Below are 22,521 nucleotides of genomic sequence, written 5' to 3'. Positions count from 1 at the left end.
TCGATAACGTGTGGGGCTGCCTCTGTGGCAGGGTTGACGAGGATAACCGTCACGGCGAGTCGTTCGAGTGTCAACAGTGCGGCTACCGGAATCACGACGACTACAACGCGGCGAAGAACGCCGGTTTGCAGTATCTCCGTCGTCAGCAAAACGCAGACGATGGAGGCGCACCCGTAGATATGTGCTTGAATCGCGGGACGCTGAACGTGAGTGGGGAATACGCACCCCCTGCCTCTGTTGAGGCATAGAACGGGCGTCCACGCGAAAGCCTCGGGGCTTGACCCCGAGGCGATTTACTCTGAGGTGTAACGGAACCTGCAGATATCGATCACTCAGAATCGACGAGACCTGCAAGCCACTCAGGAACTGGGACAATGGGAGACGACACAACTGCTGATTCAACCGACTCGCCAAGATATGTGAGTCGTGCAGTCACTGAACTCTCTGCTGGGAGTTGCTGCTCAAGCAGCCACGCATAGAACGCTACCTGCAGCCGATGCTGTTTCCTAGTTTGTTCCTCAATTGAACTGTGTGTGAGTTTTAGCTCGTCAACAACCCACTGTCCATCGGACTGAACAGAGACGATGTCTGCTCGATTTTGGGTTTCTATCTCGATGCCATCTATCTCAAGCACGGTATGAATTGGTTCCTCGACGTACTGGGTCTGGGCTTGCTGGATCTCCTTCCACGTATCGCTGGTAGCAAACTGTGGACAAATACGATCACTGAGATACGTCTGAATCGAAGTTCGCATTGCAGGTGTAATCCGAGAATTCGAGGCCGTAACGCTCTGAGCTAGAATCTCTGGGAGCGGTCCATCAAACGACCGGAGGCTCGCGGTAGACACGTTCTGCGAGACAGCACGTGTGAGAACCTGATGCGTGATTTCTCCAAGCTGTTCTCGCTCGATCCCATCCGGAAGGTCTAGGTCTAGGTCTATTGACTCACTTCGAGTAGAGACGCTCTCTGCTCTCTCACCTAGGATATATTGCGCCTTTGAACCAGTCCCATTGGCGGTGAGTTGGTACACCGATGTTCCGTTCACATATCGGCTTGTCCATCCGGTCTTGGTTTTAGCTGGGACGTGAGCACTCCGAGGCGTTGGGTGTTGGCCCTCGCTCGATTTGCGCTCTGGCAACGCGACATCGTTCACACCGACAGTGAGTGCCTCTTCTTTCTCAGCGTTGGACACTGGTGCCTCGTATATACCTGCTGATGAGTTCTCTTCAAACGAGAGTGCGTCAGCCAGCGTTGCTATCCACGACGTCTCAACACCGTTATCTCGGCGTTCATAGGGTAGTGAGAGGACGAGATGATCGCGTGCTCTCGTGAGAGCCACGTACAGGACTCGCCACTGTTCTGCACAGTATCGCTGACTGATCCTACTGAGCGATGGAGGGCCAGCAATGCGACCGTCACTCCAGTAGTCACTCGCCCACCGAAGTGACCCATAGTCCGTCGTCGCAGGCCCTTGGTCATCTGACTGTGTGAGCGGTGTTCGAGAGACTGTCTCTGGCGGCGCAAGCGCCAGTGTATCGCCGAGTGCGAGAAACGTGTCAGTATGCGGGCCCCGAAAATTCACGGAGCCGCTCGCATCTGCGAGACAGACAACGCTGTCTTCGTCGCCTTTCATATTGTGGATCGTCCGAAACACGATATCGTACTCGTCTTGATTTGGCACGGGGTGGACGAGGCCGTCTTTTGGCTCCGCAACATAGCTGTTCAGGATCTGAGCGAGTTCACTGAGTGAATATCTTTCATCGCCTTCCCAGTCTTCGATCGAGTAGAGAAGTGCATCGCAGGCTGCCAGACGTCGTTCAGGATCTGGTACTTGCCCAAATGGGTCTGCACGCAAGCCAAGCATCTTGATGATCTCTTCGGCAACGAGCGACCCGGGATCACTCGTGTGCCGAGCACGCCGCCGCGCAAGAGCCACGAGCCCGGCCAGGAATCCGTCTTCAGTGGCTGCTTGTCGATCAGAATCACCACGTTCTGCCACGGCATCGATCTGATACCCGGCATCCTCGAATAACGCAGTGCTCTCGGACGAAAGCGGGAGACACTCGGACTCAACGAGGCGACGGGTGCGTTCGGGGTCATATGGCTCAACCAGCCATCGGACGACTCGACAGATGAGTTTGATCAACGGGTTCTCGAAGAGGTGAGTACTCGCATTGACGACAGAGAAGCCCTGATTTGTCATCTGCTCCGCCAGCTCATCCATATTCGAGCGAGTGGCAAACAGGACTGTCACGGTGTCATGTCCGAATGTACCATCTGTAAGTCCGCCAGCGAGATAATTCGCCACTGGCGTCTTTTCTGTCTTGAACCAGTCTGGAGTACCAGGAGCCCCTTCTGGTTGTGTGTATCCCGCAATATGGACTGCAGGGTCTGGTGTCCCACTTCGCGTCGGCTCAAGCGAGGAATAGTCGGTGTTCGCCGAGACAGCGTCGACACCGCCTCCACGGGCTGGGTCTGTGAACACGTCCCCGAAGATCGTATCCACAGCTGCTGCGATGTCTGGGCGCATCCGGTAGGTGCGAGACCCAGAGTAGGACCGATGCTCTGTCCATTCCGTCTCGAAGTATTCACCACGCTTGAAGCCCGTCACAAACTGCTCTGGCCGTGCATTCCGCCAAACGTAGATGCACTGATCGACATCGCCAGCCATCAGCACCCGTGTCTCGTCGGTAACAAACGGCGCTAGCGCATCGTGCTGTGCAATCGAGATATCTTGTGCTTCATCGATGAGCAGCGATTGGAACTTGGCAGTATATCGCGCTTTCACGCGGGCTCGGTATTCTTCCGACGCACTCTCGTCGGCGCCGGCTATGTCCTCCAGCGGGTTGTCGAAGTATTCAGCGATCCAGTAAGCGATGTCAGCGTGCGAAACAACACCCTGCTCACGACACGCAGCATCGTACGCACGTTCGTACCCTTCGAGAACAGTACAGAACTCTTCGATACAGGTGAGCCACTCTTCATAGCACTCTTGATCGTCCTTGACAGCCTCGTTCGTTTCCCCATCTGTTTCAGGCGGTTGTTGGGCTGCAAAGTCGGTGGCGACGTCGTCGTCGTAGAATGTGCGTATATCTCCAAGGAGGTCTGCAAGCGTCTCTGGTGGCCCACTTGGATACACATCGGCGACGGTGTCTCGAAGCCGGGCCTCGAAGTCGTCGATCGAGAGCCGCCGATCGCGCTTTTTCGCTCTCGCGTCCTCGAGAAGGGCATGAAGGCGGTCATCCGAATCGGCAGCAGTCGGATACGCAGTATCGAGCCGTGTACACTGGTCAGAATAGGCATCATCTTGGCGGACCGACGCTATGCAGTTCTGTCGAAGGAGCGAGAGCTGCGACGCGTTCCCGACGCTCGGCATGCCATCGAAGCCAAGTTCAGACGCAATATCCTCGAAAATCCCACGGAGTACGCTGTCTATCGTCCCGATATGGTCTGTCATCTGAAGGCGGCGTTTGAGCTGGTCTGCCGTCTCGGGAGATATCTGGACAGGATACTCTCCATCTGTATCCTCAGCAAACGCATCAAGCGCGTCTCTGATGCCTGGTTCGATGCTCGCTGCATCCTCGCGTGAAAACGAGATCACACAGAGTTGTTGTTCGGGACACCGGTCGCCGGCAGCATCAGCCCGAACAAGGGCCTCTGCGGCGATCTGGTTGAGCGTCGTGGATTTCCCAAACCCTGGATTGCAATCCAGAGCGAAGAAGCCAGCGTCGTGCTGAAAGTAGTCCTCGCGGACAGCAGCCTGTTTCCCCTTCATCGGGGGAACAGTCTCACTCATTCATTTCCCCCGTCTGTGCTGACGTTCTCTGGAATCGAATTCCGAATCCGGTCAGGCAAGATGACATTTTCTCCCAACAGCTCGCGATACGCGTCTTCACTGAGTGTCGTTGTCGAGAGGTTCTCCAGCAATGGTGACCGCTGATAGCTGACTCCTTTCACATCTTCAGTAAACCGGGTCACAATCATGTGATTCGTCGCCGTCCGAACTGCGTCGACTGCGTGGTCGTACTCGCGTTCTTCAGTCCACGCACCTCTGACACCAAGGGTGCGTGCCTCGGGTGACTCGCCGTCTGTGACGACCGTCTGGACTTCCACCGGGAATTCGCCGTGGGGTTGCTGCGGCCATTCACCGTCGACGAACCCGAGTGCGATGACGAATGGATACGACCGTAACCACGTGTCAGTCGCATCAAGTACATCGAGTCGCTCAGCGTTCTCGTGTTCCCGGCGGCCTGGGCGAGCTGTTGCGATCGTCTCGATCACCTCCAGAACTGACGACCATGACGACTCGATCTGGTGTCGGTCACGCCAGTCGGCGTATTTTGCACGAGCCTCGCGTAGCAAGTGATCAGAATCAGTATCCCCGGCGACGCGCTGTATGGCCCGGGCAGCACGTGATGTCTCAGTATATGCTACTGTATCGTTTTCCTCGATGTGCGGAAGAACAACAGTCTCAAACCCACCCAGAACTGGGCCAAGCGTAGCGAGAATATCATCTGGTACCGGCGCAGATCGATGGCGCTGGCACCAATCAAGATAGCTCTCGAAGCGACGCTGGACGTTCGGACTAACCGACGTCGTCATGGCAACAGTGTCACGCCACTGATCCAGCGTTCCGGAATAGTCCGTGCCGACGCCCTGCCGGATTTCACTAATTTCAGCGGGTGTAAACGGTGTAACGATCTCCTCTCCCTCCGCGTCATCCTTCGTGACGAGCCACTTACATTCCAATGGTCGGAACATGGTCTCGGCATCGATAGTGCCGGCAGACGCAGCGGCAAGCACTGAACAGGTTTCAGCCACGACTCGATACGGGAGCGATCGCTTCAACTCTAGTTGCGTCCAAAACGAGAGATGACGTCCGTATGTGTTCGACGCACGGGTCAAGTCACGTTCGTACTTGTCGATATCACGAGCAACGATCGCGATATCACTCACGGAGACGCCCTCTCGGAGAAGTCCCTCACAAACCGCGAGTGCAGCCCTCGCCTCCTCAGCCCGTGTTGGGGCCACAATTTCCGTTGCTGGCGTAGTCCGGAACTCATCGATCTGCAAGCGCTCAATCGAATCTGACGGACTCGGAGTACTACTACCGTCCAGTCGCGACTGAAGTCGGCTGGCAATCCGCGGGCCAGTGCGTGCACGGAGATAGAGATGAACGGTACTCGAAGTCTCGCGACCGATTGCTGTCAGAAACGCGAGCAGCGGCGTCCCCAACGTACTAATTCCGACGACGTTGACCCGCTCAATCTCAGAGTACTCTTTCTGCCAAGCATCTCCTCCTGTGTTTGTTACCACTTCAGTACCCGCCTCTAACACCGCCTCTGTGGAGATGTATTCCTCGACGCGGTCGCGAAGCTGCTCCTCAAGACTGCTGATGCCCGTCAGAAGGTCAAGTGCATCTCGACGAGCAACACCGTCAAGCTCAGCACAGACCGTCTCAAGTGCGGAACGGCGTGTTGAATGATGCCCTGTGAGTAGCGACAGTTCTTCTCGCGCCGCTTCGATCCGATCCAACTGGGTTGTAAGCGACGTTCCAAAGACACGAGATAATCGAGACACATCTCCAGACGGAGACTCCAACAGGTCTTTGAGCACCTGGAGGCGATCCATTCGATCAAGAACCGCTGGATCTGATCCCTTCGGTGATGAAAGAAGCTCGGTCGCTACGGCTGCTGGCGTGAGCAATGCAAGTGAACTTCGCGGCTGATTTCTATCGGCAATCGCTCGTTTCAGGTTTCGCCGATGAAACTGTTCAGGGGCAAGAACAATATCTGTCGGCTGCTGAGCACGGCGAGCGCGGTTTATCAGCTCCTCTTCTGCACAAATATGGATATTTTCTACGTCAACGGGCAACTTTGAATGGAGGTGGCTGCTCATACTCTCTAGTTTTGTGAACGTAACTCAGTACAAGCGCGCATGGTATAGAAGCTGGTGTAAGACACCTTTTTATCAGCAAGCCGGCTACTATTGTGTGCACACAACACTGGCGCTCCACGCCATCTTTTTTGGGACGCACGCTTACTCACCCAGTAGCCACCTTGCTACGCAGAGCCGCTGATACGATTGCAATCTCAAACGCTTGTTTACTACACTTTCAGAGGTTTCGAGCCTGATTGACTTACTATTCTCTGTTATTTGTCAGCAGTCTGCTTCAATGCCGGCCACCAGCCGCTTGTCGAGGAATCGTTCTCGGAGTGTCCCGTCGGTGCTGATGCTTTCGAGAAGTTCTCGCACCCGGACAGAGGATTGTACGAGATTATATCGGTCGACAAGGGCAGTGACAGGGCGTATGCTAACTGGCCGGCCAGTGACTGCAGCATCCCGAAGCGCGAGGCGAATGACCTGTAGATCGTGTCGGGACCCGAAGCCCCACGCTGTGGCTCGTTCCTCAAGTTCGGTATCGTAGGTGTCGAAACCGATGATGTCGTGACATTGCCGACAGAGACAGACGCCTTGATCGGGGTCGTGGGACCAGTGATGATAGTCCAGATTCCCGCCGACAAGTGCTGAATCACGCTTGAGTTCAGTCAGCGTTCGCCGACACAGCGGACAGGAAACCTCCCAGTTCCACCCGAACGCTGCAGTTTTCGTGGCGAACCGCTCAGTGTACTCGTTGGTACGGGGTTCGTCCTTGCTGTTGGTGATTCCACTCCAGAGCCACTCATCCCAGAAGCACTGGACCATCGTTGTGAGTGTTGCCGGGTCAACAATCTGGAGATAGGCTGCGTCGACGCCGACAGCACACCACGTTCGCAAGTCGACCTCACACTGTGTGCATGCCGTATCGAAGTGCGGGACAACGCTTGGGAGGCCCTGTTCGTACAGCGCGACTGCCTGACCACAGTTCGGACAACAGATTGCGACGGGAACGTCTAACAACGCAGACTGCTCATCAACCCGAGACAGGATCTGTGCACGACTGCCGTATGGGCGCTGTGGTGACTGGCTACAGGCAGTCTTGTTGAGGAGATCGTCCAGTTCGTCTGTACGTGACTGCTCAGTCATACTCCTGCATCGGCATATCGCTCTGTTTCGGGATTCTGCTCTCGGAGGCGCATCTGCAGGTCCTCAATCGGCTCAGTATCGACAGTCTGCCAGTCACCACCGCAACGGCGCTCTTCGACCCGCCACATCGTCTCCTCCCCACGACAGGCGAAATATCGGATACGCCGTGGTTGGCCGTCAGCGTCTCCGTCGAAAGAGAGAGTAAGAGCGGTTTCTAGTTGCTTCTCGGTACACACAAGTGTACTGAGCAGAGAACGGGACGGCAAGAGGGGTGGGGTTACCCCCCGTAGCCCTCACCCTCAATTGGGCCGCTAAACACGCCGTAGAGAAACTTGAAGTACCACAGCACCAGCAGCAGCACCGGGAATCCGAGAACGGTCACGAGGTTCAGCGCTAGCGGCGACACGACCGCTTCCCTAACCAGTAGCCCGGTCGGCGGATAGATCGTCGGGTACAGCAGAATTGCGACCAGATCGTCAACAGTGTGGGAAGCGCCAGTGCACTCGCCAGCCAGGCCCGGTACTGGCCGCGTCTGGCCAGCACGCTCCCGATCAGCCCCACGGCGACCGAGAGGGCGGCGACTGCCGCCACGGGAAGCGAAAGCACTGTGTCGGCAGCGCCACCCGCGTCGGTCAGGACAACAGTTCCCAGCAGTACGATAACCCCACCAAGGTATGCCAGTGTTGCACCGATGCCGTACGTACGTAGTTCTGACGCTAGGCCGGGCTCGGTCTTGGCTGCGAGGAACGCCGCCCCCGTGACTATCGAGACGGCGACCAGGCCGACGCCAGTCAACGCCACTGGTAGCGTCGCCCCGCCGAACAGCCAGCGACCCGCGAGCATCCCCAACAGGAGCGGCGCAAACACGCTCCCGCCGATGAACGCGTAGTCGGTGTAGCGCTTCCAGCGCTCGTCGTCGCGCTGCTCGCGGAGTTCCGGACCGAGGCCGCGGAACACTAACGCGACGACGAACCCGAGCGCGAGCAGATAGTTGTCCGCCAGCAGGCGCGAGTACACGCGCGGGAACGCCGCTAGCAGCATCGTTCCGAAGGCGACGACCCACACCTCGTTCGCGTCCCAGACCGGTCCGAACGCCGCCAGGAACGTCTCCCGCTCGTGTTCGCCCGTCCGGGTCGCGTAAAGCATCCCGATGCCGAAGTCGAACCCGTCGAGGACGACGTACATTCCCAACGCGAACAGCACGGCGCTGAACCAGATCTCCGGCAGGGACTCAACGAGGTACGCGTCGACGGGCAACAGCGCGTCAGTCATCGCTACTCACCCACGGAATCGGGCCGTGCCAGCGGCCGCCACTCGACTCCCGGACGCCGAGTGACTGGAGTTCCTCTCGGACCAGCCACTTCAGGATGTACAGCGCAGTCAGCAGCAGCCCGACGTAGAGCACGACAAACGCAACCAGGGTCAGTGTCGCCTCGGCCCCGGTCAGCGTCGATGACACCGCCTCGCTCGTCTTGAGCTCGCCCTGGATGACCCACGGCTGCCGGCCGATCTCGGTGACGTACCAGCCGGTAAGCAACGCAGCGTAGCCGAACGGCGATGCAGCGATCATCGCCTTCAGGTAGCGTGTGCTGTCGGACAGTCGCCCGCAGTACATGAGGTAACCGCCCCACAGTGCCAACCCGATGAACAGGAACCCGAGCCCGACCATGAAACGGAACGACCAGAACACGAGTGCTACGGGGGGGTTCTCCTCGTACTCGTTCAGTCCGATGACCTCGGCGTCGAAGTCCCCGCCACTGGCGAGGAACGACCCGACTGCGGGAAGGCTCACGGTAACGAGGTTCTCGGCCCGCGGGTCGGTGAGTGCCTCAGGTGATTTCGGAAACGCGAGCAGGTGTAGGTCGGCCTGCCCCGTCTCGTAGTGTGCCTCCATCGCGGCAAATTTCTGTGGCTGGGTGTCCTCAACGTGGCGGCCGTAGGCATCGCCGTGGACTGCCTGAAACGGTGCGGAGACGATCAAGAGTACGACAGCCATCTTGAGTGCGGTGTTCCAGGCTTCAGTGTCGGGCTTTTTCCATACGATGTACGCCGAAACGCCTGCAACCAGTAGTGCGACCGAAATAACCGACGCGTTCGTCATATGGACGTACATCCAAGGCATTCGTGGGGTGAAGAACGCGGCGAACGGATCGGTTAGTTTGGCGACCTCCATCCCGTTGCGGGTGACCATCTCGTAGCCCCGTGGTGTCTGCATCCAGGCGTTAACGATCAGGATCCAGAACCCCGATAGCCAGGCGCCGAAGCCGACGAGTACCGATGAGATGAGGTATGTTCGGTCCTCAACGTGGTCGCGGCCGTACAGCAACACGCCAAGGAAGACAGCCTCTAAGAAGAACGCCATCTTCGCCTCGAAGGCCAGTGGGCCGCCGATCAGTTCACCGGCCACCTCGGCGAACTGTGGGAAGTTTGTGCCGAACTGGAAGCTCATCGGAATCCCGGTAACTGTACCCATCACGAAGCCGGCGGCGAAAACCTTCACCCAGAACGAGCGCAATCGCGCATACCGCTGCTCGCTCGTCCGTACGTCTTTCCAAGTGAAATAGATAATAAACGGGGCGAGCCCGATCGAAAGGGACGCGAAGATGATGTGAACAGAGATTGTCCATCCGAACTGCATGCGGCTCGCGAGTTCCGGAGAGAGGGACGCCGCCCACACTGGGCTGACGGCGTTCAGTGGTATGATTGGACCCATTCACCTCACGCTACAGCACAATAGCTTATGAATAGGTCCTCAGTTTCCACTGTGAAGAATTCACCACAAAGTATTCCATTATTAGAACCGTACTTCTTGTACATCTCAATTGCCGGACAAATATACGAAATCTGATAGAGAGAGTTGACTGGTGAGTACGAACACTCGCCGATGGTGACGGCAGATAATACGCTGACGCTGTTGAAGAAGGAAACCGGAGTCGGATAGTGATGTTTTCACCGTGATAGTGCGGCGTCTGAGTGACAACACTCTTACAAGTCTTCGGAATTCGGAGATGCTGTCAATATTACAATAGGAACGGGTGATTGAGAGCTAGTCTGGAGCGGTTTCCACTCGACGATTCGTCCAAATACATGCATTACAGGCCCTCTAAACCCGCTGTAGTCTCAGCTTCTATGGGCTCACAGTAGTTGAGACCGGTCGTCTCAATGTATATGCCGTGAGAAGGTCAGGATGATCGCAAAGAGATCGGGGGGATCAACTGCACCATAGGTGTGTATATTTCGCTTCAAAGGGTAAGCACTACCTTCCCGACGCTGGTCCGATTTTCTAGTCGCTGGTGAGCCATTGCGGCTTTTTCCAGTGGGATAGTGTTATCAAGCACAGCTTCAAGAGTTCCGTTGGCGAGTTGCTGCAGAATACCGTCAGCAGGATCGAGGACACGGTCAGGGGCTTCTGCGAGCGCACCGCCGTAGTGATAGCCATAGACTTGAAGATTCTTTGTGAGTAACCCACTGGAATTTAATTGCGTTCCCTTACCACTCGCCACACCGAAGGCGACCAACCGCCCAAACGGGGCGAGTGCCCGCAGACTGTTGTGGTGGACTTCCCCGCCAACGCCATCAAGTACGAGATCAACGCCCTCTCCGTCGGTCAATGTATCAATCGCTTCGACAAACGGTGTTTCTTCGTAGTTGATGCAATGGTTACAGCCGAGGGCATCAATACGGCCGAGCTTTAGATCAGTGCTTGCTGTGCCGAACACTTCTGCACCGGCTTCCCGAGCAAGCTGTACGGCTGCGGTACCGACACCACCAGCTGCTGCATGGATGAGGACTTGGTCATTTTCATCGAGACCTCCCCACTCAAACAGGCAATTATGTGCAGTAAGGAATTGAATAGGAACCGCCACTGCCTCATGAAGCGAAACCGAATCCGGAACGTGGAATGTATGAACAGGTTTGGCGAGTGCGTACTCGGCATAGCCGCCTGTCCCGCTTGCAACATAGCCAACGACTCTCTCGCCACTGTCGAATGCTTCAACAGCAGATCCGGTAGAATCAACGAATCCAGCAATCTCAAACCCAGGTACATATGGGGGAGAAGGGCCGCTGGGATACGTGCCACGACGGTGCATCACGTCAGCGAAGTTGACCCCTGCGGCTTTGACTTCGATCCGGAGTTCGTTGTGTGATGGAGCTGGTTGCTCGTGGTTTGCCACTTGAAGTACGGTAGGGGTTCCGTACTCACGAACCTCGATAACTCTCATAAATCGTTTGAATGAGGCTGTGATGATTGCAGTTTCGACCTTGCCAACATGGATTGACGCAAAGTTGATGAATCCTACCCCGTTCGACACTGCGAATCAAATATCTACGAAACCCGCTGTAGTCTCAACTTCCCCTCCTTCTCAGAAGTTGAGACTGGCGCTCTCAATGCATACGGCTCAAGCCCCGACTCCTCAGTAAGCCAGAGTCGGTTAATCGGCTTGTTGATTATGTTGAATACTTCGTTCGCTAGGTAGAATCGATTCCGATCACGGTGAGTTTCTCGGGTGTCCCGTCATCGGGCGGTTGGGGTGGAGCTACGGTACAGGTGAGCCAGACCACCGAAGAAGGACTGTTAGATGAACAGCAGACCTCGATGGGTCTCTGTGCGGGTAACAGCCGCTAAGAGGGCATTTAATTGCCCATGACCCGGTAGTTTATTTTGTCGGGCATATATGAAATCTCATGGCCAATGGAGGCGACTCCGAGTTCAGCGATGAGGAAATTAGCGGCTATATGAATGACGTGGTCATCCTGATGTCAGGCTTTCTGCTGACGGTGTTTCTCACATTCCTCCTCGTTGAGTTGGTAATCGGGCCAATTCTGGCCTCCATTGTCCCTGCGTTTTCAGGAAGTATCATCAACTGTACCTTGACCGGCACCGAGTCCGTGTGTACCGGCGGGTTGAGTGCTCGTTGGCTGCTGGTCGTCGCCGTTGGCCCTCCGCTTACTATCCTTTGGCTGAATAATTATCAGGGCAGGGTTCGGCCTTACTTGGCTGCCCGCGGAATTGTGCCCGAGAAGACTCAGTAAGCTGGCTGTACTGAGCAGCGCGAGAGTGATGAGACCGTATGTTGCGAACAGTAGTTGAGACTGGTTGTCTCAATGCATACGGGGGAGATATTCTGCTCCTACGGACGTCGACGCGGAAACCGGCCGTATCAAGGAACTGGTTGCCAACCGAAACTATGCATCACAGCCCCCGCTAAACCTGCTGTAGTCTCAACTTCCACTCCTCCTCAGAAGTTGAGACTGCTGTTCTCAATGCATACGGACTACGCTTCCGGGGGTTTCGTTCAAAAGGGCGTGGCGAATCGCCAGAAGTAGCGTTATTCCACTGTTTCACCGCCTACTTAGTGTTTCTGAGAACTTATATCAAGATGTATTAAAGAATTCACCGCACAAAGTTCGTCCACGCACAGCGGCGTCAAGCGACCCCTTAGTCGTCACGAGCTGGCATACGTGGATCTACTCGTGCAGGGAGTTGAAGATGGAGTTGACTGGTAAGTATGAACACTTGTCGCGGATTACACCGGACAGCACGTTGACGTTGCTGAAGAGGAAGACAGGAATCGGATATTTGGCCGCTCTAAACCTTCTGTAGCGTCAACGTCCCACAGAATCGGTTACATGAGACTGAACTGTCTATGGGCTACACGATGACGTCAAATTGGTCTTGGATTTCCCCAATGTACGTGCCACCTGATGTGTCCCCAGCGGTACCCCAGGCATGGATACCTACGAGATAGAATGTGTCACCGTCGTCATAATATACCGGCCCACCAGAGTCGCCACCAGCAGTGATATCTTCGTACTTAATTTGTCGTACACCCGCATCAGTTGGTTCCGACTCTTTTAGAGTTCCAGATGTCCGAACAGTCTCACTACCCTGCTGGTAGATCTCTTCCTCATATGCCTTGTTAGTTACCCAGTCCCATGATTTGATGCCATTGACAGATTTGTCGGTATAACCTCCACCATTCTCGGCTAATTTACCATTAACGGTAAAATCAAGATCGCGGTAATTAATCGTGGCTGCATCAAATCCATTTTCTTTTTTACTTTGTTCCTCATATCCGATGTCTTGATTATAGTATGGCTGATGATTTTGAGAGCCAGCACAATGTGCAGCAGTGAGGAGCATTCGGCGTTCCCGGTCCTTGTCGTAAACGTGGTAGCCGAGAGTACATTGGTCAAATACTGACCTCTCAATGTGGCATCCCCCAGGAATTGGTCTATATGTTTCGTCAAACTTTTCTTCGTCTTTCTTTTTTCCTTGGGAAACAAATACTTGATATCGATGGGTCTGTTGTGGATATCCATCTTTTCCAACCGTTCCTTTAATATGTGAGGGGAGTTCGGAACGGAGTTTGCCAACAGTCACATCCGGGGACCGTTTTCTTTTTTCTGGTTCACCCTCGTTGTTCCTACGTTTGCTGATATGAGTAGTGTGCTTTACGTGGATTTTCAGCTTCAGGTTGTTGGGATTATTTGACGTGTACTTGACTGTAGTCTCAACAAGCCCTATCCTCCTACTTTGGTATAGCATCATGTAATTTATCAGGTCCGGCATATACAGTTTCCAAGTCGGTTAGCCCCTGAAACGGCGATATTCTGGTTTTAGGTCTAGGTTTGTATTACCGCAGTAAGCACCACCAGTTTCACCCGAACCGACGCTGTACGGGAAGCATGGATCGGCTTCCGCCGGAGTACAACGCTACTCCCGGGATGATGCCCTCGAAGCAGCCATCGAGAAGCGACTGATCGACATCGACTCCGGACGCTACCGAACAACCGTCGCGAGCGTGCTGCGGAAGTTCGCGGCATGGAGTCGAGACCAGCATGGCATTACCAGTCCAGAAGAGATTGACGACAATCGCTGTCGACAATACCTCGTGAAGCTAGCCCGAGCCGATGATCGGGACGATATCTCGCCAGAAACAGCACGGCGGTACTTCGCTTACGTCCGCTCATTTCTCACCTGGCCCGTCTACGAAGGGCTCATACCGACGAACCCAGCTAAGACCAACCACGCCGAAGGCCCCCGACAGACGAGACCAAGACTGACCAACAATACTGGACGACACGCGTCCGCGAAGCCATCTGTGCCACTGCGACCGCCCATGTTGATAAGCGCCGAGCGCAACGACGTCGATCGGGAGGCAGCCTATCGGGACTAGGCACTCGTCTTCTTGTATTCCGGAGACCACAGCGCGGAACTCGTCGCCGTCTCTGATGGCGAAGAACGGAACGGCATGCGGTGGCGGCATATTGACCTTGACTCCGGCACGATGCAGGTCTTCGGCAAGAACCGCACTCGTGAGTCTACCCCGATCATCGACGACGCGCTTCGCCCTCTCCAGCGCTGGAAGCAACTCGAAGCACTCTCACTGGAGCAACAACGTCGGGCGAAAACCTACGCCTCAGGTCTTGTTGCTGGTCGCAACAAGACCTGTGGCGGGCATCGTACGCGAGATTCTTCCAGCCAACAGCAAAGGTGCCCTCAACAAGTTCCTCACCGAGTACAACTGGGACGAACAGCAGTTCAATCATGTACGCCTCGAATACTCCCTGAAAGAAACGGTGTATAATTTCCTCTCGTGGGTTCGAGACAGCGATGATCGTGGCGTCGATGACCTCATGAACGAGATTGACCACCTCTTCGTCCACTCAACCGCCGACGCTAACGTGCAAAGCTGAGTTACTGGGCAAATCTCTTTCTGGCCGGCGCGCTCGGCATGCTGATCAGACTAGAGTAGGCGAACAAGACTGCCGTATCCGAACCTCCCCTTCGAGTCTCATCGGCGCCGTTGCGATGACGACACGGGAACCGACCTTACTGATACTGGGTGGGGTATTGGTGCCAGCGCAGGGCTCCCTGCCCGAAGTGCGTGGGCTCCTGTCGAATCCACGAGGTGGCGAGGCCGACGATGGCTAGGGTTCTTTCTCATTACATCGACATCGCTGCTGGTCGCCCACGCGGTCGGGATTCTCGTCGCTGCGGAGTGCGTACGCGTCGTCGTCATCGCGATTATCTTGTCGTTCCTGCTGGTCCTACCCGGGAACTCCACGGCTTCGCGAATCAGCTCTCCCACGAAGAAGTCCAGATTGCTGCAGAGTCGCGATCATCGCGTTCATCATCTATCCGCTCCTGCCCGGCGGAACGTACGGGCCGTGGAATGCGATCGCTCGAAACTTGTCTGGATGCTCGTCTTCGCTGTCAGCGGGATAGGGTTCGTCAAATACGCCGTCATGCAGCGCTACGGGAGTTGCGGGGTCGCAGTCACGGGCTTTTTCCGCGGGCTGGTTAACTTGACGGCGGTAATCGACGAGATCGTGGGCCGCACGAACAGCAACGCGTCGATCATGAACGTCGCCATCGGGACGATCCAGATGGCCGACGCCGCGATGACCGTTCGGAACTTCGCAATCGTGATCGCCTTCATTCCCCAGTCCGCCCTCGTTGTTGGCCTCGCGCTGGGTGGCGTCGCGCTCGCCCTCCACGGAACGACTGGGGCAGGGGAGTAAATCTGGACTTTGACTCGCCGTTCAGTAGCACGAACGCCCTCAGATTTGGCGTCCACTTTCTGGCCGTGTTGATCATCACCGCGGGAGCACAGCAACTGCTCGGAACGACCGGCTTCCTGTTGACCAGTTTCCTCAACAGCATCGTCTCTAGCGGCACCACGACGGCACTGATGACACTTACCACGACCAGACAGATTTCCGCCGCGGTCGCCGCACAGGGTGTCTTGCTCGGGACGCTCTCCAGTATTCTAGTGAAAATCAGGGTCGCCACCAGTATCAACCGCTTGTTGCTTGACTCCGTCGTACGCAAGTCACTCTACCTCTCAGTCATTGGTTTCGCGGGCACCCTTCTCAGCAGTCAGTTGCTCTGAACCGGGCAGTTTCCACCTCGCGTGTCGGCCGGCGACTCGATCGAGTGCTTCGACCGCGCCGTCGGCGTAGGTTGCCGCGAGGACAGTGGTCGCTGCCTCGCGGGCGTGGTCGTCGCAGTTCCCGACGGCGAAGCTCTCGCCCGCGGCTTCAAACAGTTCGACATCGTTGACGGAATCGCCGACAGCGACGAAGTCGGACGGTTCGACCCCCAACTCTGCCGTCAAGCGTCGGATTCCGTCCCCTTTCGTGATGTCCGGAGATTTGACATGGTAGGCGTAGCCGGTGTCGACAACACTCAGTCCGTGATCCTCGGCGATTTCCACGAGAGCGTCGTACTCGCTGCCGGTACTCACCGACACCTCGGTTTCCCGCCAGCGGTTGAGTAGGTCCGCGTCACCCCGACTGATGTCGTAACCGGCCGACTCGAACTCCCTGACCACTTCGTGTGGCGTTTCCCCGTTGCCGAGAATCGTGACGACATCGTCCGTCGCGACAACGCCCCCGTTCTCGGCGACGACGTTCGTCTCGATGCCGAGGAACTCACAGAGTGCGACCGGATAAGGGAACGCCTTCCCGGTCGCGAAGGCCACGGGAGCCGGCCAATCCCGGAGGATATTAAATATCTGTGGATCGATTCCGCCCGACTCACGGGTGAGCGTCCCGTCGATGTCGAGTGCTACTGGTGGTACCATACTTGCCATCACCTCCCGTCCCCTTAGTAAAGTTTGCTGTCGGCTAGCCGGCTTACGTAACCAAATTTCCGATACAGCGTCTGAAGTGCCGTTTTAGATCCTTTATCAGCGGCTTCCGTCGACCGAACGTGTGCCATCCTGGAGGTATATGATGCTTATTAATATCTGATCGATTGAAGTGTAGATCGGCTGCAGCAACGGCCAATCGCTGTATAGCGAATATTCCGTGGTATCTATTTTGAATGTTCAAATATAAATATATTAATACAAGGTTTTATCATTTAGGTTATTCATACCATGTGGTGTAGCAATGAAAGAGCATAATTACTCACGTCGGCGGATCCTTGCAGGGTCCGCTGCGGCACTCGCAGGCGGAATCGCCGGATGTTCAGATCAATCGAACGGCTCGGACGGTAGCAGCGACGGCGGAAGCGACGGAAGTGATAGCTCCAGCGGGACCAGAACCGGCTCGGATAGTGGCGAGAGCTATCAGGTCGGGTATGGGGACTACGAGACGACTGTTAACGCCGCGAACTTCCCGAGCGGCGACAGTAAGCTCTACGTCTACGCCGTACAGTCGGGGTGGTCCAACTGGCCCGCTCTGATGAAGGCATTCAATAGCCAGTACGGCGTCACACTGAACGATGACGACCGCTCCTCTGGTGAGGCGCTCAAAGACGCCCGGGCACACGCTCAGAACCCGACACACTCGGCGTTCAACGGCGGGTACACCTTCGGCCTGCAGGCGATGCAGGACGGACTGACTCAGGCGTACAAACCCGCCAACTGGGACAAGGTGCCAGAGAAGCTCAAGACCGACAACGGTCACGTCACCGCGACCCGACGGATGACCACAGCAGTGACCTACCGAAAGGATATCTACGAGGAGCGCGGCCTTGATGCACCGGAGACGTGGGAGGATCTGCTCAACCCCAAAATTATGCAGGATCTCGCGCTCCAAACTCCCCAGGCTGCGGTCGGGTTGGCCTGTGCGCTCTCAATCAACAATGCCCGTGGCGGGAGCATGGAGAACGTCCAGCCGGTCATCGACTACTACAACCAGATTCAGGAGGGCGGCGCGGAGTTCACCGATAACTTCCTCGCGCAGTTCACGAAAGGTGAGTACGCGACGTTCATCCGGTATGACTACTCCGGACTCGACCTGAAGTACAACAACGAGAAGATCGATGAAGACAAGGTCGGTCTCGCGCTCCTACAGGGCGAAAACGGCAACAAGGGTGCGTTCAACCAGCCCTACGGCTATGCGATGCTGAAGGGTGCGCCCAACCCTGCGTCCTGTAAGTTGTTCATGGACTACGTTCTCTCGCTCGAGGGCCAGCGGAAGTTCCTCGACGCGTACGTCCGTCCGATCCGGGCTCCGGAACTAGACATGCCCGACGAGTTCCCCGCTCAGAGCAAGTATCAGGATACCCAGTTCCAAGTAGATTATCAGAACCTCCTCAGCAATCAGGAAAGTATCATTCAAGAGATCACGCGCGGAGCAAGCGTATAACCGATGGCGACTGAGTCCGAAACATTCGGCTCCTCAACAACCGAGCGACAGCGTGAGCGTCGCCGGATCGCGGCCCTCTGTGTGCCGTTTTTACTGCTCGTGATCTTTTCCGGCTTTTTCCCGCTCGTGGAGATGTTCCGGATCAGCTTCTCGGAATCGCAGTTTACCACGCAGGGGTTCTCTCTCGATTCGTATCGAACCATGCTCGAGGAGCCCTACTACTTGCGGGTCGCGTTCAACTCGCTGTGGTTCGCCGCGGCGACCACGGTCGCCTCCATCGCCGTTGCGGTCCCCGTGGCCCACGCTCTTGAGAAGTACGACCTTCCCGGCAAGCCCGCTCTTGTGACGATCATGTCGTTCCCCAACAGCCTCCCCGGCATCGTCGCGGCCTTCATGATCATCGTCCTGTTCGGGAACACGGGCGTTCTGACGAACTTCTTCGCGTTTCTCTCTGGATCCTCAGCGACTGATCTGGCCGTTGCGACGAGTGTCATCGGACTGTTCTTCGCGTATATGTACTCAATGATCCCACGTGCGATGCTTCTGCTCCGCGGGACCTACGCAGAGGTGAACACCGACGCCGAGGAGGCCGCCCGTAGTCTCGGGGCGACGCCCTTCGAGACGTTCCGCTACGTCACGTTGCCACAGATCAAACCAGGGCTGATCGGCGCGTGTATACTCGTATTTCGGACGGCACTGGCCATCTTCGGGACCATCCTCATTCTGAAGAGCCTCATCGTCTGGACGCTCCAGATCAACCGTGAACTGGCAAACGGGTTCGAGATTGCACAGGCCTCAGCCATGGCGACAGTCTGGTTCGTCTTCGTGTTCGCGTTCACAATGTTGACACTGCGCTATACGAGCGCGGAGGTGAGCATCGGATGAGCTCAGACCTCCAAGATAGAAGCCTCTCCGCGCGGTTCGGACGGCCAATAGTCAAGCTCGTGTTGGTCCTGACAGTGCTGTTTCTCGCAGCGCCGGTCGTACTCACGTTCGTGAGTTCCTTTGCGGCCGACTGGTCCGGAGTACTCCCGACTGGCTTCTTCACCACCCAGAACTGGAATGCCGTCATCTTCGGCAACGATATCGGCGCCAACGCCTCGCTGGGTTCGTCGCTGTTTTACAGCGTCGGACTCGCACTGGGTGGCGTTGTAATCAACCTGATCGCAGGTGTCCCCATCGCCTACGCCGTAGCTCGGTACGACTTCTGGGGTAGCGACTGGGTCAACATCTTCGCGATCCTCCCACTGGCGCCCGGTATCATTCTCGGCATCGCCTTCCTTCGAACGTACCCGAGCATCTCCAACTCGGGTATCGCGCTGATCATCGGCTACTCGCTGCTGAAGGCCCCCTACATGGTGATGGCCGTCCAGTCGAGTTTCGAGTCGATGGACCTCCAACAGATCGAGGAGAGCGCCCGCTCGCTGGGTGCATCTTGGCCCCGGACCTTCCTCACGGTCATCGTCCCGAACGCTAGAACCGGCATCGTCGCCGGATCGATCATCTCGTGGACGCTGGCCGCGGCGGAGTTCAACTTCTCCTACATCGTCTACTCGAAGGGGACGCCCCCGCTGTCGCTGTTCCTGTTCAAGAACATCACGAACAGTTCGTTCCTGAACGCGGCGTCGGCCGTCTCCGTGTTCTTCCTGCTTATCGCAGGTGTCACGATCGCACTCCAACTCATCGGATACCGAGGAACTGGACAGAAGGTGTAACCAATGTCTGAAATATCACTAGACAACGTAACGAAACAATTCGATTCAACGGTCGCCGTCGACGATATCTCCCTGACGATCGAGAACGGTGAAGTCATGGGGATCGTCGGTCCCTCCGGTTGTGGCAAGACGACCACGCTTCGGCTTGTCGCTGGCTTCGAGACCGCGACTGAGGGAGCGATCCGCTACGACGGCGACGACGTCACGCACGTCCCCCCGGAGAACCGCAACGTGGGACTGGTCTTCCAGTCGTACGCGCTATTCAACAACATGAGCGTCCTGAAAAACGTCACGTTCGGGCCTAAGATGCACGGCGTGGGCAAGTCGGAACGCCAAGAGCGCGCTCAGGATCTCCTCGAACTGCTCGATATCGGCGATCTGGGCGACCGTGATCCACAGACGCTATCGGGCGGTCAACAGCAGCGGGTCGGACTCGCGAGAGCGCTTGCCATCGAACCCCGACTGTTGTTGCTCGACGAGCCGATGACCGGGTTGGACGCAAAGCTGAAACAGAATCTCCGGAAGGAACTGGGCGAGCTACTGGACGATCTGGGTGTGACGACGCTGTACGTCACCCACGATCAGGAGCAGGCGATGTCGATGTGTGACCGCATCGCCGTAATGAACGACGGCCTCGTTGAACAGGTCGGCTCGCCCAGCGAGATCTACGAGTCGCCCAACAACGAGTTCGTCGCCAACTTCGTGGGGACATCCAACATCTTCTCAGGGTCGGTCCGGAACGGCCACGTTGACTTCGGATTCGCCAGCGTCGATTCGGGCGGCCTCCCGAACCGGGATGACGCTACGCTCGCGGTGCGTCCCGACGACTTCACGCTCGGAGACGGGCCGATCACGGCCGAGATACAGAACGTGTTCTACCTCGGCGAAAAAGTCCAGGCGATCGCTGAACTGGACGACGAGACCGAGATCACGGTCGAACTCGACCGGTATGAGGACCACGTCGAGAAGGGCGATCGGATCAATCTGAACATCGACACCACGAACGTGCACATGATCAAGCAATGATGAGGAGCGCTATCGTTGATCTGGACGGGACGGTCTATCGCGGGGAGGAGTTGCTCCCCGGCGCCGACGAGGGGATCTCTCTGCTTCGGAACGGCGACTTGGACGTTCTGTTTGTCACGAACAAACCGATTGAGCGGCGCGACCGCTACTGTGAGAAACTGAACGATCTGGGCGTCCCCTGTAGCTCCGACGACCTCATCACGTCGGCGACGGTGACCGCGGATTACCTCTCACAACGCCACCCCGAGAGCGTCTCCTACGTGGTCGGCGAGGACCCACTCCGGGACGAACTCCGCGCGGCCGATCTAGCGCTCACCGACGATCCGGCCGACGCCTCCGTCGTCGTCGCATCGATGGACCGGGAGTTCGACTACACGACTCTTTCGGACTCGCTCGCGGCCATCGACGAAGAGACGCTGTTCATCGCGACGAACCCGGACCGGACCTGTCCGGTTTCCGACGGCGAGATCCCCGACGCGGCGGGTATGATTGGCGCCATCCGCGGCGTGACCGGCCATCAACTCGACGATATGATGGGCAAACCGTCCGAGACAATCATGCGGACGGCGACAACCCGCCTCGGCGTGGAGCCCGATCGGTGTTTGATGATCGGGGACCGGCTGGAGACGGATATCGAGATGGGCAACCGTGCGGGGATGACGACCGTCTTGGTGCTGACCGGTGTCACCGATCCGTCGGACGTAGAAGAGAGCCCGGTCCAGCCCGATCACGTCATCGACTCGCTGGGCGACATCGACGAGGTAGTCCACGGGTGAGTTGGGAGACGTCGGAGGACCCATCGATCGTCGCCCACCGTGGCTTCGCCGGGCGATACCCCGAGAACACCGCCCCGGCCGTGCGGGCGGCCTCGGCCCACGAGGAGACAGAACTGGTGGAGGTCGATGTCGTGCCCACCGCCGACGGGACAGTCGTCTGCTTTCACGACAACCACCTACACCGGAGGGGTGAGAACCGCGGCGTGACCGACGCGCATGGCGTGGTCTGGGAGACCGACACAGAGACCGTGACGGGCGCGACCGTCCTTGACAGCGGGGCGACGGTGCCGCGCTTCGGGACGGTGCTCGACGCGCTGGAACCGGGCGTCGGGATCAATGTCGAACTCAAGAACCCGGGCAGCACCGACAGTGCGTTCGCGTCGTCGCTGTCGAGAGCGGCACGCGAGAGGGAATGCGACCTGTGGCAACCGTTCGTAACGAACGTGGTCGAATCCCTCAAATCGTTCGACGGACCCGTACTTGTCTCCTCGTTCTACGAGGGCGCACTCGCGGCGCTGGAATCAGTGGCGCCCGACCTCAGGTCGGCCGTCCTGATCTGGGAATCACTGACCGACGGACTCGAAATCGCACGCCGGTACGAGGTCGACGCGGTTCATCCCCCATGGAATCTGGTTCGCGGGACGCCCTTCGTTGGCGAACCGTTCCATCTCGACCGCTCACCAGTCGTCTCCGAAGACATCGTCGCGGCGGCTCACGACGCCGGAATGTCAGTCAACGTCTGGACGGTGGAGACGTGGTTCTACGCCGAACAGTTGGCCCGGGCCGGCGTCGACGGACTCATCGTTGACTATCCGAGGCTACTCAGACGGGGGAAGGGGCGACCGGCCGGATGACTAATTACCCCGTGAGGT

The 22,521-nt window shown here is 57.1% G+C and carries 14 protein-coding genes and 7 pseudogenes; 12 read left to right on the top strand and 9 right to left on the bottom strand.

All coding sequences use genetic code 11. The features are described 5' to 3' along the window. Positions 1-23: 23 nt before the first annotated feature. A pseudogene (locus ACODNH_RS21255) lies at positions 24-248 on the top strand (RNA-guided endonuclease TnpB family protein); the annotation flags it as partial. An 80-nt stretch (positions 249-328) separates the two neighbouring features. Here the strand turns inward: ACODNH_RS21255 and ACODNH_RS21250 are convergent. From ACODNH_RS21250 to ACODNH_RS21220, 7 genes and pseudogenes are all read right to left on the bottom strand, one after another. Further along, a complete protein-coding gene (locus ACODNH_RS21250; RefSeq protein ID WP_434531527.1) occupies positions 329-3,796 on the bottom strand; it encodes a UvrD-helicase domain-containing protein in 3,468 nt (1,155 codons plus the stop codon). Continuing rightward, on the bottom strand, positions 3,793-5,580 hold the full coding sequence (locus ACODNH_RS21245) for a hypothetical protein (protein WP_434531526.1): 1,788 nt from the start codon (positions 5,578-5,580) through the stop codon (positions 3,793-3,795). The genes ACODNH_RS21250 and ACODNH_RS21245 overlap by 4 nt, the downstream gene beginning before the upstream one ends. Before the next feature lie 579 nt (positions 5,581-6,159). After that, a complete protein-coding gene (locus tag ACODNH_RS21240) occupies positions 6,160-7,026 on the bottom strand; it encodes a hypothetical protein (RefSeq protein ID WP_434531525.1) in 867 nt (288 codons plus the stop codon). Then, complete coding sequence (locus ACODNH_RS21235) at positions 7,023-7,154, bottom strand: hypothetical protein (RefSeq protein WP_434531524.1); 132 nt, start codon at positions 7,152-7,154, stop codon at positions 7,023-7,025. Before ACODNH_RS21235 ends, ACODNH_RS21240 begins: the two co-directional genes overlap by 4 nt. Before the next feature lie 149 nt (positions 7,155-7,303). Next, positions 7,304-8,298, bottom strand: a pseudogene (locus ACODNH_RS21230) (cytochrome d ubiquinol oxidase subunit II). Continuing rightward, positions 8,291-9,739: a cytochrome ubiquinol oxidase subunit I gene (locus ACODNH_RS21225; RefSeq protein WP_434531523.1), complete on the bottom strand. Its 1,449-nt coding sequence runs from the start codon at positions 9,737-9,739 to the stop codon at positions 8,291-8,293. The pseudogene ACODNH_RS21230 and the gene ACODNH_RS21225 overlap by 8 nt, the downstream one beginning before the upstream one ends. A 529-nt stretch (positions 9,740-10,268) precedes the next feature. Next, complete coding sequence (locus ACODNH_RS21220) at positions 10,269-11,249, bottom strand: quinone oxidoreductase family protein (protein WP_434531736.1); 981 nt, start codon at positions 11,247-11,249, stop codon at positions 10,269-10,271. A 463-nt stretch (positions 11,250-11,712) separates the two neighbouring features. Here ACODNH_RS21220 and ACODNH_RS21215 point away from each other — a divergent pair, with 463 nt between their 5' ends. Continuing rightward, positions 11,713-12,060, top strand: a complete 348-nt coding sequence (locus ACODNH_RS21215; protein WP_434531522.1) for a hypothetical protein — start codon at positions 11,713-11,715, stop codon at positions 12,058-12,060. 619 nt (positions 12,061-12,679) lie between these two features. Here the strand turns inward: ACODNH_RS21215 and ACODNH_RS21210 are convergent. Beyond that, positions 12,680-13,600, bottom strand: a complete 921-nt coding sequence (locus tag ACODNH_RS21210) for a trypsin-like serine protease (RefSeq protein WP_434531521.1) — start codon at positions 13,598-13,600, stop codon at positions 12,680-12,682. 116 nt (positions 13,601-13,716) lie between these two features. On the opposite strand from ACODNH_RS21210, the pseudogene ACODNH_RS21205 reads away from it, so the two are divergent. From ACODNH_RS21205 to ACODNH_RS21190, 4 pseudogenes are all read left to right on the top strand, one after another. Further along, positions 13,717-14,405 (top strand): annotated as a pseudogene (locus ACODNH_RS21205) (site-specific integrase); the annotation flags it as partial. Positions 14,406-14,411: 6 nt separating this feature from the next. Then, a pseudogene (locus ACODNH_RS21200) lies at positions 14,412-14,599 on the top strand (IS701 family transposase); the annotation flags it as partial. Then, a pseudogene (locus ACODNH_RS21195) lies at positions 14,587-14,727 on the top strand (IS701 family transposase); the annotation flags it as partial. The pseudogenes ACODNH_RS21200 and ACODNH_RS21195, both read left to right, overlap by 13 nt. A 38-nt stretch (positions 14,728-14,765) precedes the next feature. Further along, positions 14,766-15,926 (top strand): annotated as a pseudogene (locus ACODNH_RS21190) (DUF4010 domain-containing protein). 33 nt (positions 15,927-15,959) lie between these two features. On the opposite strand, the pseudogene ACODNH_RS21185 reads toward ACODNH_RS21190, so the two are convergent. Then, a pseudogene (locus ACODNH_RS21185) lies at positions 15,960-16,619 on the bottom strand (phosphoglycolate phosphatase); the annotation flags it as partial. A 310-nt stretch (positions 16,620-16,929) separates the two neighbouring features. Here ACODNH_RS21185 and ACODNH_RS21180 point away from each other — a divergent pair. Genes ACODNH_RS21180 through ACODNH_RS21155 form a run of 6 tightly spaced genes read left to right on the top strand, consistent with a single transcriptional unit; the run spans position 16,930 to position 22,503 of the window. Beyond that, positions 16,930-18,132, top strand: coding sequence for an extracellular solute-binding protein (locus ACODNH_RS21180; protein WP_434531520.1), 1,203 nt, complete (start codon positions 16,930-16,932; stop codon positions 18,130-18,132). 3 nt (positions 18,133-18,135) lie between these two features. Then, positions 18,136-19,017 (top strand): ABC transporter permease, encoded by an 882-nt coding sequence (locus tag ACODNH_RS21175; protein ID WP_434531519.1) that lies wholly within the window; start codon positions 18,136-18,138, stop codon positions 19,015-19,017. Then, positions 19,014-19,847 (top strand): ABC transporter permease, encoded by an 834-nt coding sequence (locus ACODNH_RS21170; protein WP_434531518.1) that lies wholly within the window; start codon positions 19,014-19,016, stop codon positions 19,845-19,847. The genes ACODNH_RS21175 and ACODNH_RS21170 overlap by 4 nt, the downstream gene beginning before the upstream one ends. A 3-nt stretch (positions 19,848-19,850) precedes the next feature. Then, on the top strand, positions 19,851-20,873 hold the full coding sequence (locus ACODNH_RS21165) for an ABC transporter ATP-binding protein (protein WP_434531517.1): 1,023 nt from the start codon (positions 19,851-19,853) through the stop codon (positions 20,871-20,873). Further along, complete coding sequence (locus ACODNH_RS21160; RefSeq protein ID WP_434531516.1) at positions 20,870-21,649, top strand: HAD-IIA family hydrolase; 780 nt, start codon at positions 20,870-20,872, stop codon at positions 21,647-21,649. Before ACODNH_RS21165 ends, ACODNH_RS21160 begins: the two co-directional genes overlap by 4 nt. Beyond that, positions 21,646-22,503 carry a glycerophosphodiester phosphodiesterase gene (locus tag ACODNH_RS21155; RefSeq protein WP_434531515.1) on the top strand — a complete coding sequence of 286 codons (858 nt, stop codon included), beginning with the start codon at positions 21,646-21,648 and terminating at the stop codon, positions 22,501-22,503. Before ACODNH_RS21160 ends, ACODNH_RS21155 begins: the two co-directional genes overlap by 4 nt. Positions 22,504-22,521 lie beyond the last annotated feature (18 nt).

This window comes from Haloarcula sp. NS06, from assembly GCF_051122755.1.
In the GTDB taxonomy this organism is placed as follows: domain Archaea; phylum Halobacteriota; class Halobacteria; order Halobacteriales; family Haloarculaceae; genus Haloarcula.
Note: the sequence above shows the minus strand (reverse complement) of the source record. Positions and strands in the feature narration are given on the sequence as shown.

Excerpts from the sequence above, each read along its gene's own strand:
- ACODNH_RS21250 (WP_434531527.1), bottom strand. The coding sequence starts at position 3,796 with ATGAGTGAGACTGTTCCCCCGATGAAGGGGAAACAGGCTGCTGTCCGC.
- ACODNH_RS21240 (WP_434531525.1), bottom strand. The coding sequence starts at position 7,026 with ATGACTGAGCAGTCACGTACAGACGAACTGGACGATCTCCTCAACAAG.
- ACODNH_RS21235 (WP_434531524.1), bottom strand. The coding sequence starts at position 7,154 with ATGTGGCGGGTCGAAGAGCGCCGTTGCGGTGGTGACTGGCAGACTGTC.
- ACODNH_RS21225 (WP_434531523.1), bottom strand. The coding sequence starts at position 9,739 with ATGGGTCCAATCATACCACTGAACGCCGTCAGCCCAGTGTGGGCGGCG.
- ACODNH_RS21220 (WP_434531736.1), bottom strand. The coding sequence starts at position 11,249 with ATGAGAGTTATCGAGGTTCGTGAGTACGGAACCCCTACCGTACTTCAA.
- ACODNH_RS21215 (WP_434531522.1), top strand. The coding sequence starts at position 11,713 with ATGGCCAATGGAGGCGACTCCGAGTTCAGCGATGAGGAAATTAGCGGC.
- ACODNH_RS21210 (WP_434531521.1), bottom strand. The coding sequence starts at position 13,600 with ATGCCGGACCTGATAAATTACATGATGCTATACCAAAGTAGGAGGATA.
- ACODNH_RS21180 (WP_434531520.1), top strand. The coding sequence starts at position 16,930 with ATGAAAGAGCATAATTACTCACGTCGGCGGATCCTTGCAGGGTCCGCT.
- ACODNH_RS21175 (WP_434531519.1), top strand. The coding sequence starts at position 18,136 with ATGGCGACTGAGTCCGAAACATTCGGCTCCTCAACAACCGAGCGACAG.
- ACODNH_RS21170 (WP_434531518.1), top strand. The coding sequence starts at position 19,014 with ATGAGCTCAGACCTCCAAGATAGAAGCCTCTCCGCGCGGTTCGGACGG.
- ACODNH_RS21165 (WP_434531517.1), top strand. The coding sequence starts at position 19,851 with ATGTCTGAAATATCACTAGACAACGTAACGAAACAATTCGATTCAACG.
- ACODNH_RS21160 (WP_434531516.1), top strand. The coding sequence starts at position 20,870 with ATGATGAGGAGCGCTATCGTTGATCTGGACGGGACGGTCTATCGCGGG.